The organism is Chitinophaga hostae, from assembly GCF_018224885.1.
In the GTDB taxonomy this organism is placed as follows: Bacteria; Bacteroidota; Bacteroidia; order Chitinophagales; family Chitinophagaceae; genus Chitinophaga; species Chitinophaga hostae.
On the sequence record NZ_JAGTXB010000012.1, the window covers coordinates 158,640 to 171,754 of the forward strand.

At 49.0% G+C, this 13,115-nt stretch carries 10 protein-coding genes; 4 read left to right on the forward strand and 6 right to left on the reverse strand.

The annotated features are described in order from the left end of the window. The first annotated feature begins 108 nt into the window (after positions 1–108). A complete protein-coding gene (locus tag KE626_RS22680; RefSeq protein ID WP_211975287.1) occupies positions 109–1,395 on the forward strand; it encodes a hemolysin family protein in 1,287 nt (428 codons plus the stop codon). 10 nt (positions 1,396–1,405) lie between these two features. Further along, positions 1,406–2,269 (forward strand): pirin family protein, encoded by an 864-nt coding sequence (locus KE626_RS22685; protein WP_211975288.1) that lies wholly within the window; start codon positions 1,406–1,408, stop codon positions 2,267–2,269. A 77-nt stretch (positions 2,270–2,346) separates the two neighbouring features. Here the strand turns inward: KE626_RS22685 and KE626_RS22690 are convergent, their stop codons facing one another. Next, positions 2,347–2,577 carry a hypothetical protein gene (locus KE626_RS22690; protein WP_211975289.1) on the reverse strand — a complete coding sequence of 77 codons (231 nt, stop codon included), beginning with the start codon at positions 2,575–2,577 and terminating at the stop codon, positions 2,347–2,349. 273 nt (positions 2,578–2,850) lie between these two features. Between KE626_RS22690 and KE626_RS22695 the strand changes: the two genes are divergently transcribed. Next, positions 2,851–3,030 carry a hypothetical protein gene (locus KE626_RS22695; protein WP_211975290.1) on the forward strand — a complete coding sequence of 60 codons (180 nt, stop codon included), beginning with the start codon at positions 2,851–2,853 and terminating at the stop codon, positions 3,028–3,030. 61 nt (positions 3,031–3,091) lie between these two features. After that, positions 3,092–3,718 (forward strand): hypothetical protein, encoded by a 627-nt coding sequence (locus KE626_RS22700; protein WP_211975291.1) that lies wholly within the window; start codon positions 3,092–3,094, stop codon positions 3,716–3,718. 216 nt (positions 3,719–3,934) lie between these two features. Here KE626_RS22700 and KE626_RS22705 read toward each other — a convergent pair whose 3' ends face one another. The 5 genes from KE626_RS22705 to KE626_RS22725 all read right to left on the reverse strand — a co-directional run bounded on the left by KE626_RS22705 (position 3,935) and on the right by KE626_RS22725 (position 13,114). Further along, positions 3,935–5,527: a beta-N-acetylhexosaminidase gene (locus tag KE626_RS22705; RefSeq protein ID WP_211975292.1), complete on the reverse strand. Its 1,593-nt coding sequence runs from the start codon at positions 5,525–5,527 to the stop codon at positions 3,935–3,937. A 75-nt stretch (positions 5,528–5,602) separates the two neighbouring features. Beyond that, positions 5,603–8,524, reverse strand: coding sequence for a DUF4132 domain-containing protein (locus KE626_RS22710; RefSeq protein ID WP_211975293.1), 2,922 nt, complete (start codon positions 8,522–8,524; stop codon positions 5,603–5,605). Positions 8,525–8,545: 21 nt separating this feature from the next. After that, on the reverse strand, positions 8,546–9,685 hold the full coding sequence (locus KE626_RS22715; protein ID WP_211975294.1) for a VWA domain-containing protein: 1,140 nt from the start codon (positions 9,683–9,685) through the stop codon (positions 8,546–8,548). Continuing rightward, entirely contained in the window at positions 9,675–12,008 is a 2,334-nt protein-coding gene (locus tag KE626_RS22720; protein WP_211975295.1) for a DUF5682 family protein, read from the reverse strand. Before KE626_RS22720 ends, KE626_RS22715 begins: the two co-directional genes overlap by 11 nt. 26 nt (positions 12,009–12,034) lie before the next feature. After that, on the reverse strand, positions 12,035–13,114 hold the full coding sequence (locus KE626_RS22725) for an ATP-binding protein (RefSeq protein ID WP_211975296.1): 1,080 nt from the start codon (positions 13,112–13,114) through the stop codon (positions 12,035–12,037). Between the last annotated feature and the right edge of the window lies 1 nt (position 13,115).

Sequence of the window (13,115 nt, forward strand, 5' to 3'; positions counted from 1 at the left end):
GGAGATAAACCGGTAATTGGTAATTTGTAATTCGCAATTCTTTAGAAATCCCAACGTATAAAAATTGATTTACCTATATTTGGGGTTGCGAACCAATTTACAAACTACATGCTTTGGCAACTTTTCTGGACAATTATTTTAGTGCTATTAAACGGATTCTTTGTTGCGGCAGAATTTGCCATTGTTAAAGTACGTTCCTCTCAAATCAACAGCAAGGGTAGCGCGGGTAAAAGAACCACCGCAGCGGCCAAAAGCGTGCTGAGTAACCTTGACGGCTACCTGGCAGCCACCCAGTTGGGTATTACCTTAGCTTCGCTGGGCCTGGGTTGGGTAGGTGAATCTGTCATGACAGCGATCGTACTGCAGCTGATGGGAAAACTGGGTATCGCCATTTCCGCGGCCGCTATCCACTGGATTTCAGTAGCCATCGCATTTACTATTATTACCATACTTCACATTGTTTTCGGAGAACTGGCCCCAAAATCAATGGCTATCCGTAAACCGTTGCCCACCACATTGGCCGTAGCCATCCCGCTCCGCGTGCTGTTCGTGATTTTCAGACCGTTTATCTGGATGCTCAATGGTTTGGCCAACAGTATTCTCCGGCTGATCGGCATCACACCGGCAGGCGAATCCGAAATTCACTCGGAGGAAGAATTGAAACTGATCATTTCTGAAAGCCAGGAAGGAGGCGCCATCGAAGAAACAGAAAGAGAACTGATTCAGAACGTATTTGAGTTTGATGATAGCCGTGTAAAGGAAATTCTCACGCATCGTAAAGATATATCTGTCCTCGATATCAACCTCCCTCTTGACCAGCTGATCGACCAGGTGATCAAAGACGGCTATTCCCGGTATCCCGTATGCAGCGGCTCGCTGGATGAACTGAAAGGAGTGGTATACACAAAAGATGTGGTAAAAGGCGTGCATGAAAAAACGCTGCAAAACATCAAAGACATTATGAAACCGGTATTCTATGTACCGGACAGCATGAAAATAAAAGACCTGCTGCGTACTTTCCAGGGCCAGCGCCTGCAGATGGCGGTAGTCACCAATGAGTTCGGTGATACGGAAGGCATCGTTACTATGGAAGATATCCTGGAAGAGCTGGTAGGAGACATACAGGATGAACATGACCATGAGGCGCCGATCGTTGAGCAAAAAGACGATAACTTCATCGTGGACGCACATGAATTCCTGGCAGATATCAACGAACTGTTGCCTTACCCGCTCCCTGAAAGCGAACATTATGAAACGCTTTCGGGTTTAATAAATTATATACACGGAAATATTCCCCGCGAAGGTGAAGTGATCATCATCGAAAACTACGAAGTGCTCATCCTGAAAATGTTCCGCAGTTCCGTAGAGAAAGCAAGACTAAAGTTGATCCGATAAAATATTTTTTATGGAGAAGAAGATATTGCACGTGCTGGAAGGCCGGGAAAAACATATCACCGATACCGAGGTAGTAAGACAATCACTGCCTACCATGCAGTTCCGTTTCGCCAACCCGTTTATTGTATTGCATCATATGCCGGCGAAGTATTTTGCGCCGGGCTCGCCGGAAGACCGGCTGCACCCGCACCCGCACAGGGGCTTTGCGCCGGTTACCTTTATGTTGCAGGGACAGGGCTATCACCGCGATAATGCCGGTAATGCCATGACGGTTACCGCCGGCGACGTACAGTGGATGTTTGCCGGGAAAGGTATCCTCCACAGCGAAGGACCATCTGCAGCGTTTCTCGAAAAAGGCGGTAACTATGAATTGTTGCAGCTATGGTTTAATGTGCCCGCAGCCCATAAAGGAGAAGCCCCCTGGTACCAGTATGTCAAAGCGGCGGAAATGCCTGTTGTCGCGGCAAAAGAAGGCGTACACCTGACGCTGGTAGGTGGCAGCTACGACAATAAACAAGGGCCTTTAAAGAATTTTACGCCTATTATCGCTATCTGGGGAAATATAGAAATCGGAAAAGAGGTAACTTTAACGGCTACACGTGGATACTGGACGCTGCTGTATGTGATAGACGGCGCCATAAAAGTTAACGGAACTGCCGTGGACGGTTATCACCTGGTAGTTTTTGATAAGGAAGATGAACAGGCCGACATACATATAGAAGCTCTTCAAAACACCCGTCTGCTCTATCTTTGCGCGGAACCAATTAACGAACCGGTTGCAGCAAAAGACAATTATGTAATGAATACTGCTGCTGAAATTGATCAGGCCATGGAAGATTATAAAAATGGTTTGTTCGGCACGCTCGAAAAATAAATAATAAATCATCCTGATGAGCCATCGTTTTTAACCATGCACCTCTTTGCCCATCAGGATGATCTGCATCGCATTAACTATAGTGTATCTTTTTTGTGTTTCCAGGTAGAATCCATTTTCTTTTTATCTTTTTTGTGATGTTTCATCGTTGTGTCCATTGGCTTGGGAGGAAATGTATCCTGTTGGAAAATTTCAATGTTATTAGCCTTTACCGGCGCCGCCTGTAATGTACGATCCGGATCGCCCCTGAAGAAAATGAATAAGGTTAATACACCTATTAATCCGATGGTAGCTGGTAGGTTTTTCATAAAATTAAATTTATGTCCGGAAGTACATTAGCAGATATCGTGCGTGGTTTCCTGCGGCTGAGCCGCACCCGGCATAATGCATTGATCATATTTCATTTGTCTCTTCAGATACGGCTGTAACCGTTTGAAAAAACGGCTTGGCAATTGTGGATATTGCCCGTCAATCAGTGGAAACAGCGGTACATGTTTGACATGAAAAGTACTGCCGGCGAAGAGAGAACAAAGGCACTGCTTTTGTGGCAAAACAGGTATTGTTCACCAAACTTTTTTCTTATGAAAGGTACAAGAAGTGAAAATACGCGTCAAAGTAAACAGTCATCTTTCTCCAACATGCCTAAGCCGGAAATCAGGGATAACCTGGACAGCCGGAAAAATGAAGAGCAGGACTTTAAAGGAAAGGATACCACGCACAATAGTAAAGATACCAAAGCCAATAAACACAGGAAGTACTGATAGAAGTTCTCGGGAAGCATTTTCCGGGCGGCTTCGTTGCCCTCACGATTAAACAGCAATTATGATGAAGGATACCATTTTGCGGGCGGGCCTGCTGGCAGCGACTATTTTCTTTTCCTGCAACAATCCTATGCAGAATAAGGAAGAACGCGCCGCCCATGATTCCGCCAATACACCGGTTAAAGCGCCGGCCACCGACGACAGTAAAAGTGTACAGCGGGATACCACCTATGGCGATTATCGTATTACGGTGATTGCCCGTGGTAATGGTTATATGCGGGACTTGTTACTGGCAGTGGGCAGCAAAAAAGATACAACAGTGGCAGACAGTATTACAGAGAAAGACGTGAAGGGGCAACTGAGAAGTCTTATGATCGCCGACCTGGATGGTAATGGGAAACCGGAGCTTTACTGCTATATGTTATCAGAAGGTACGGGACATTACGGAAGGATCTATGCGTTTGATTTGCGCAGTCCTATCGCCAGGATCAGCACCAATGCCATAGATACCATGCAGCAGGCGGCTTATCGCGGACAGGATACATTTTATATCAATGGAAAGGACCTGGTACGCACATTCCCTGCATTTAAAGAAGGAGATCCTGATGCGCTGACCGCTACTACCAAAGGCATTATCATATACAGCCTTGCAAAAGATGGCGACACACTGAAATTGCGACAGCGATGAGGGGAGGGGAGCGCCTTCGGCGCTTGTCTTTGGGCAGGATTAATGTGATTAAGATGATTGTACTGATTTTATTTCTTTCTTTGAAAGAAGCTTACTTCATTTTTGAAAGCATTCGCCAAATTGATAAAGACAGAGATCAGAAAAAGCTACAATCAATATAATCATCTTAATCACATTAATCCTGCCCAAAGACAAGCGCCGAAGGCGCTCCCTCCGCTACTTCTTATAATTGATTCCTTCTTTATCCCAACGGGCATAGAAGAATGCCAATGCCTGCTGAAAACGGGAATAATCCTTGTTCGCGGCTAATGTCCAGCCGTCTTCTGCGTAAGCGGCGAGACGGGGAAACACCAGGTTATTCATTGCTTTCACATCCGGGATCCATTCTCCCCACATCTGGCAGCCGCTACCCAGTATTTTAGCGTGGTATTTCGGATCCAGCCCGGCCGGGATCGGGTCAAAGCTATAGGCTTTTTCCAGGGAAATACTGTTGTAGTCATAATCCAGGTAGGTGGCGGCGTGGTAGGAGTTGATCACATCATATCCTTTGGAAACGGCGTCTGTAATGAGGTTGAGTTCTCCTTTCCAGAATTGGACGATGGTACCGGGCGCCAGTTTTTCGGTGGCTGCAACATCTTTGGTGTCGGTAAATTCATGGAGTTTGCTACCCATGATCTCGTTCCAGCCCGCCATGCGACGACCTTTTTTAGCCAGGTAAACAGAAATGCTATTGGTGAAAGAGATCTGCAGGTCGGCAGGAGAGGCCAGTTTATGTGTTTCCATGTATGATTTTACACCACCATCTGCTTTCCACTGGTCGTATTTTACCTCGTCCCCGCCAATATGTATTACTTTGGAAGGGAACAATGCGCTTACTTCGTTGAGCACATCCTGCAGAAAACCGGTTACGCGCGGACTGGTAACGTTAAAAACATCATAATGGACCCCAAAAGTGCCCGGAACTTTGATAGGCTGCTCTTGGGTGCCTAGCCAGGGATATGCGGCAATAGCGGCGCTGGAATGCCCCGGCATTTCTATTTCCGGCACAATGGTGATGTGCCTGTCGGCCGCATATTGAATAATTTCCCTGATCTGCTCCTGGGTATAGAAACCTTCATGCGGTTTTCCATCAAAATTCTTACTGTTCCAGGTGCCGATCTGTGTGGAGTCACGTTTGCTGCCTACCTGGGTGAGGAGCGGATATTTTTTGATTTCTATGCGCCAGCCCTGGTCATCGGTCAGGTGCCAGTGGAATACGTTCATTTTAAGCAGCGCCATTTCATCGAGCAGGCGTTTTACGGTTTCACCGCCTTTGAAATAACGGCCTTCGTCCAGCATAAATGCTCTCCAGCCAAAACGGGGTTTATCTTTTATAGCAACCGCGGGGATCGTATAGCTGTTATCGTTAACTGTAATCAGCTGACGCAGGGATTGGATGCCATAAAAAATACCGGCGTTGGCCGCCGCGGCAATCGTGATACCAGAGGGATTTACGGACAACTGGTATCCTTCTTCACCTAATGCAGCACGCAGTTTTTCGTTTAATGTTAAACGGATAAAATTACTTTGGGCGCCGGGTTTCAGCGACAGTGCAAGACCATAGGTTTCCTGCAATGCCTGCTGCAGTTGTTTGGCCTCGCCGGCGCTCTTGCCAGGAATAATGGCAGTAGCGCCGGATAAAGAGAACGTACCGGATAATGTTTTTACCTCCGACGGTTGCGGAATAATATTGATAGCCTGAAGCGGCAGACAGCTGACGGTTAACAATAACATCAGCGCACCCCTCAGGGTGTTGCATAGTTTTGACATACGTAGATTTTAATTGTTCACGTGGTTAAAGGTGAAAAAATACAAATAAAATCCCGTGAATTTTTCCGAAAAAAGCTATGCTGATGCTATTTTTCCCCTTGATACAGCAATATCAGTAATGGCTTCAGAATAAAATACCGGTGGTACATTTTTCAGCGGCAACAGGCAATCTTCCGCTTCCTTATCAGTACTGCGGAACCAGCGTTGCCGGGTTTTTGTTTTATCGATAAAATATAATTTCCCCAGTTTGTACCGGAAGCTATCTTCATCAGAAACGCTGCTCATTTCCATGATCACCTCCAGCTGCTGCTCATCATCTGTTTTATGCCAGGCGTATACATACTTGCCATCACTGCCTTCGCTGAGTTTCCATCCCTTTTGTTCCATGTACCTGTTGAGGAGTTCACTTTCCATGGAAATATCCTCGAAGTCGTGTATCAGGGTGTTATAGGCCTGTTGTGGCGACAACGATGCTACCGGTCTTTCCAGCTGAGGGAATACCGGTGCTATCTGCAGGTCCGCAAATTTTCGTTTCCATTGTTGCAGCACAGCGGTATCCAGGCAAACAGGATGAAGGATGCGAATGCTCGCATTTTCAGGCAGTACAATTGCGGTATCCGCTACTGTCCGCAGGGTAGCATCTTCCAGGCAACGGAACGTAGTGATCAGTTGTTCCTGTTCATCAAAAAGGGCCCACACCAGGCGGGTAGCAAATACAAACATAATGGGATGCTCCAGGAAAAGTTGCTGCCACCGGGCAGTACTCCACTTTCTTTGTATCACCAGGAAATGTTCGAGCCGTAAGGTCTGCAGCTTAATTGAGTCTGCCATTTCCTTTGGCAACATTTTAAACATCTCTTTTGTTTCTGCGGAAACCGCTGCCGGTATAGCTTTCAGGCGACGGTTATGGTCGTTGATATAGGCAGGCTTAAAGTTGCTGTCCAGCGTTGCGCGATAGGCGTCGTTCTTTACTTCAAAGTGTTTATACAAGCCATTGAACCCAAAAACAGGAATAATGCTATCGCCCAGTTCATGGACGGTCATACCTCTTTCCGCAGCAACCGTATGCAGCGCAGCCAGTGCAGCGGCGCCCACTACAGATTTGCGGGAACGGTATCTGCGGGAGAAGAATTCCACCGCCCGCAGTGACCGGTCGCTGCCATGAAGCGCGAGCGCGGTTACGCCATGTTCCGCCATTTTGAGACGTTTGGTATCTACCCAGTACTGAATGGCTATACGTAATTTATCTGCCAGCACATCATCGCCTGTGAGTGCTGCCAGTACCATCAGGTATTTGTATTTGGCATCGCCGCCCTGTTCGCCGTACATCTCAAAAAGGTGCGTGGCAAAAGCGCCGCTGCGGGTCCGGTCGATCATACGAAGGAGGGGACGCGCTTCCACATCGGCCTGCACTTCTTTTATGCGCGACATACGGTAAAAAAGGAAGCGCACCATATCGGTGCTCAGCATATCACCATTCAGCAGGTAGAGCGGTGGGAAGGTGCTGTCATCCAGCCATTTTTCCGCTGATTTATTAAGCTTGTGCCGTTTTTTTGCGAAGGTCACGAGTTGCGTCACCACTTCTTCATCACTGCCCGTAATGGTATGCCCACCAAGGGTTTCCAGCATCATGTCGCGCGCATCGTCGTTTACTTCCTTATGTAATGTTTGCAGAAGCAGTTCCCTTGCCAACGGATCATCGAGCCTGCACAGGATCTGCACCGCCGTTAAACGTTGATCTGCTTTCTTATACTGTAACAGTTCCGCCGCCTTTTCCAGCGCCTGCGGATGATCTGCCAGCACCACTGCTACCAGCGAGCGGACAGATTTCAGTTTATGATAGGTAAATGGCCAGAGCTGATCAATGTAAAGACCGGCGGGTAATTGTGTGAGTGCCGGCAATACCACTTTCGCATCATAATCATTTTCCAGTGCATGCAGCAACAAGGCTACCGCACCATCTTTCAGCTCCTCTGCCAGGAGCGGGAAGGCGCCGGGATGCAGGTATCGTTTCTCCGTAAAAAGATGGTACAGGAGGGGGAGCAGTGCCGCCCTGTCACGTTGTAATAGTTCACGAACGGCCAGTACACCGGAAGGTGTGATATCGAAATTCCATTGACCGGTAACCAACGACACGCCGGATTCTTCCTGGGTAATGCCCACTCCTGGCATGTTGAGGTAATCGTAGGCGGCATTTAGCAACCTTTGATTATATTTTTCGGGAAGATGACCAGCCAGCAGGTAATACCCCTGGAGAGCCGCCGCGTAGTTGGCCAGCCGGGTGGCTTTCTCCGTAGTGTTTTCAACCAATGATTCATATTTCTGCAGGTTATTTTGCAGTAATACTTTCGAGAGCTGGTACTGATCGGGCAGGTTCCCGGAGGGCTGCACGATGTTTTCCAGGTATTCCATTTCCCGCTCAGGGTGTGCTTTGGTCAGGAGCCGGAAAAAAAGCGAGTTCCAGTTTTTTGTTTTCCAGGTGTGCAGGTAGTCGTCTACCACATATCGTTCCGCACTTTTGAGGAGGTCCTGCAGAAATTTACGTAGTGGCGTAAATTTCAACGGCGTCAGGTCAAAATTATTTCCATCGCCGGAATAGCGGATAAGCTGGGAGCCTATTTCTTCCGGTGTGCAGCCCCGTTGTTGCAGGAAGCTGGTGAAAAAGCTGAAACGCAGTACAATGGAAGACGAAGTACCGGGTTGGTCCATCATGGGAACGATGGTGGTAAGAAAAAGGTGTTTGCTCCCTTTCCATGCATTGGGAGCAGAGATGAGTTGTAATATCAACCGGTCATTGTCGTTCCAGAGTTCCGGTACCTGTAACAGGTGAATAAATATTCCGAGTTTTTGTGCATCATCATCCGAAGTAAATACCGGAGGAGAAATGATCTGCCCTGTAAGGAAATCTACCCCGGACCGTATAGGTTCAATGTTTTCATAGTTAGTCAAGTTCAGTCTTTCAAGCAGAGGTAGTATCGCTTCCTTTTTGTATGGCATAAAGGTATAAATAGATTCATTTTATTTTTTCAGCACAATATCTTCTTTTGCGGCCCATTGCGCAACATCCTGTTTGCTCAGGGCCATGGCCATCATATCCGGGAATTTATCCGGAGAGCAGGCAAACACCGGGATACCCAGGTTGGCGAGGAACTGCGCATTTTCATGATCATAACCGGGTGCTCCCTCGTCGTTCAGTGCCAGTAGCACGATTACCTGCACACCCGCCGCCGCCAGGTCGGTAAACCGTTTACGCATATTCATTTCGTCGCCCCCCTCAAAAAGATCGGTGATCAGCACCAATACCGTGTCTGTAGGCCGGCTGATGATCTGTCCGCAATATTTCAATGCCGCGTTGATATCGGTGCCGCCGCCCAGTTGAACGCCAAATAATAATTCTACCGGGTCCTGCAATTCTTCTGTAAGATCGGCCACCGCGGTGTCAAAAACAACCATTTGTGTTTTTAATGCAGGAATTGATGCCATCACGGCCCCAAATATACCCGAATATACCACAGAAGTGCCCATAGAGCCACTTTGATCCAGGCATAGTACCACTTCTTTCAGCGCCGAACGTCTGCGCCCGTATCCAATAAGGGTTTCGGGGATAATGGTTTTATAATCCGGTTGGTAATGCTGCAGGTTTTTCCGGATAGTGAGATGCCAGTTTACTTCATTGTGGCGGGGACGCCGGTTCCGGGCGCTGCGGTTCAAACTGCCGCTGATCGCCTGTTGCGTAGGCTGCGCCAGCTTTTTCATCAGCTCATCCACCACTTTCCTTACCACCTGCCGGGCTGTATCTTTGGTCTTCTCCGGGATCACCCGGCTGAGTGTCATGAGCGTAGCCACCAGGTGTACGTCTGGTTCCACATTTTCCAGCATCTCTTTTTCAAAGAGCATCTGCGTGAGGTTCAGGCGTTTCAGGGCATCCTGTTGCATCACCTGTACTACAGAAGAGGGAAAGTAGCTGCGTATGTCGCCCAGCCACCGGCTCACATTGGGTGAGGAGGGGCCAAGACCGCCCTGCCGGGTATTGTCGTACAACGCTTCCAGTGTTTTGTCTACCTGCAGGTCCGTTTTATTCAACGAAAAACCGGTGCCGTCATGCTGGGCTCCTCCCAGGATCAGCCGCCACCTGCGAGTGGTTTCTTCATGCTCCATCTGCTAACAATTTTGAATCATGCAATCCCAGCATCTGCATCACCACCGGGATACCGGCGGCTCCGCGTTGGTCGTCAATACCTCCTGTCGTAACAGTTTTTATGCTGGTGCCGCTGCCTCCGTTCTTTACTTTGTCACCCAGTTTTTTCCGTTCCGGGGCAGTAAAGTTAGAAAAGGTGCGGCGTAATAACGGCAATACCTGTATGAAAATATCATTTTCCAGTTGAGAAACCCAATGATGTACCATTCCCCACAGCTCTTCATCCAGTAACAGGAGGATGCCGCTGCCTTTCAGGAACCCTTCCAGCCAGGCTGCTGCCAGTGACGGCGGGTTGGCAACTGACATAGACACACTAAACATCCGGGCCAGTGCTTCTCCCGTAATAATTTTTGCATCAAACAACAGGCGGGTAGCATATCCTGCTATCATCTGTGCCGATTGTGCATTGCCGGAAATAGCCAGCAGTGTTTGCTGCCAGGAGCTGCTCAGCGCTTCCTGCTGCAACAGGCTGATGGCATCGTTCATAGCGTAAAAAAGGTCCAGCAGCGCCAGTGCAGCATCGTCTGCCACGGCAGTGCAGGCAGCCGGCAAACTGATACAGATACGGCCAATCATGCTTTCTGTAATATCGTTTACCAGTGCAGCATCTGTTTTACGTACGTTACCATATCTGCTGATGTTCACCAGGGATGGAATTACTTCCATCAGCTGTAATACATCGCCGGAGGCGGCTGCCAGGTTGTTGATCCGCTGGATCAGTACAGCCACTACCGCAGGCAACTCCGCTGGTATCGCGGATTCCAGCATTTTACACACCTGCCGGAGTGTGCTGGTGCTGCCGGCATAATGGGTAACGAAACGGGTGGCAGCTTCTTCCACCGTATTCCCCCAGCTGCCTTTTTCAATGATATCGATCGAAAAGGCCGGGTCCCATTGCAGCCGCCACTGTTCCTTGAACGTACCCTTACCAGATGTTTCCGTGCGTTTACCCCAGTGAATATCCATTAATTGCAGCCGGTGCAGGAAAATACTCCTTTCCAGGTCTGTATCTTTACGAAGATCCAGCGTATAGTCTTTGAAGTCTGCCGTTTGCGGCAGCCTCAGTTTTTTCTGCCATTTTGCAATATCGGCCTGCAGGGGCGGAGTAGGTACTTCCAGTGGCACCTTACCGATCCGGTTGCGAACGATCAGTTCATCGCGTATCAACTGCATGAGGATACTTTCCCCGTTGCAAAGCACGCTGAGGGTGGCTTCATTCAGCTCTTCCAATCCCGGGCGTGCATAATGCCTGAGCGCGGCGAGGGCGTTGGCCAGTCTTACCGCCTCCATCACATGCGCTACCGAGGTATCCTGTTGTTGCTCCCTGAAAAGCTTTGCTACCAGCGCCATCCAGCGGGTGCCGTCATCCGCCGGATGTTCCCATATATGCTCATACCATCCCGGTGAGGGGATGCCGGCGCCATATCCGCTCTCATAACTTAAACGGCTATACGTCCATGGTATCCAGGTACATTCCACTTTTGCTTTGGGCAGTCCTTTCAACAGCTCCTGATCTTCCTTTTGTTTGGGCATATTTTGCAGGGCAGGTGCATGCCAGGCGCCGCAGATCACCGCAATGCGCTGGAACATTTCCTTTTCAGCCAAACGGATACATTTCCGCATCCAGGCTTCCCGCAGCTGTTCATGCCGGTCATTGCGCCGGGGCAGTTCCTCCCGGAGCGCCTGCATGGCATCGTTTACCGCTTCAAATACCTGTGTTTGTTGTTGCCGGTATTCAAACATATGTTCCCACCACCTTTCTCCATCATCGTAACCGGCGGCTGCAGCCAGGTGTGAAATAGGATCACGGGCAGGTATAAACGGAGTATCGGTGCCGGTATCAAAAACTTCGTGACTGGTATTGCGTGATTGCCTGCGCCGGAGTGATTGCAGTCCGTCTGCAGTACCGGCTTCTCCGGCGGTTAATCCTTTGGCAGTCTCCGCTTTTGCCGCTTCTTCATTTTCGATCCCGAACACGTGCGACAGCGGCAGATCCATAAAACGAACATGGATGCGCTGTTGCCCCGCATATAACATGGCCTGCCACTCCGGTGAAAAGGCGGCGAACGGATAGAAGCAGGCTTTCTGCGGACTATCAGGTTGATACGCAAGTATCGCCACAGGAGGCTGCAGGTCTTCATGACTCGCCCATTGTATGAGGGCGTCTGCCTCCGGAGGTCCTTCTATCAACACAATATCCGGTTGCAGCTCTTCGAGGAATGCTTTTACATTCCTGGCAGAACCAGGTCCATGGTGCCGGATACCTAAAATATGTACAGACATCTATCTTGCTTAATCGTAAAATAAAATTACGCCAGGTCCCTGCAGGCGCGGTATACATCTTTCCACTCTTCCCTGGTTTTTACTACTGTTTCCAGGTATTCCTGCCATACCAGTTTATCCTGCACAGGATCTTTCACCACTGCGCCGATAATGCCGGCGGCCAGGTCGGCTGCATTCAGTCTGCCGTCGCCGAAATAGGCTGCCAGCGCAAGCCCATTATTTACCACAGAAATGGCTTCCGCAGTACTCAGCGTGCTGCCGGGAGATTTCAGTTTGGTTTTACCATCCAGCGTAACACCATTGCGCAGCTCACGGAAGATAGTGACTATCCGGCGGATTTCTTCTACCGCAGGCTTTTCTGCAGGCAGTTCCATCACTTTTTCAAAACTTTCCACCCGTCTTCTTACAATATCAATTTCTTCTTCCATAGATTCCGGTACAGGCAGTATAACGGTGTTGAACCTACGTTTTAATGCACTGGATAATTCGTTGACGCCTTTATCCCGGTTATTGGCGGTGGCAATTACGTTAAAGCCTTTACTGGCCTGCACTTCTGTATTCAGTTCCGGTATAGGAAGTGTTTTTTCAGACAGGATGGTAATGAGCGTATCCTGCACATCGGCGCCTATACGGGTAAGTTCTTCAATTCTTGCTATTTTACCATCCTGCATGGCGCGGAGCACGGGTGTTTCCACCAACGCATTCCTGGAAGGCCCCTCTGCCAGTAAACGTGCATAGTTCCAGCCATAGCGGATACTCTCTTCACTGGTTCCTGCGGTACCCTGTATGATCATGGTGGAATCGCCGCTGATGCCGGCAGCCAGATGTTCACTAACCCAGCTTTTGGCCGTTCCGGGCAGGCCATACAACAGCAGTGCGCGGTCAGTGGCCAGCGTGGCTACGGCTATTTCCATCAGGCGTTTGCTGCCAATATATTTGGGTGTTACTTCAAAACCATTTTTCAGTTTCCCGCCTATGAGGTAGGTCACTACAGACTGGGGGGATAACAACCAGTTTTGGGGGCGTTTTTCCTGGTCCTGTTTTTTCAGTTCTTCCAGCTCTTCTGCAAAAAGCTGTTCGGCGTGATAGCGTAAAATGTCAGACATA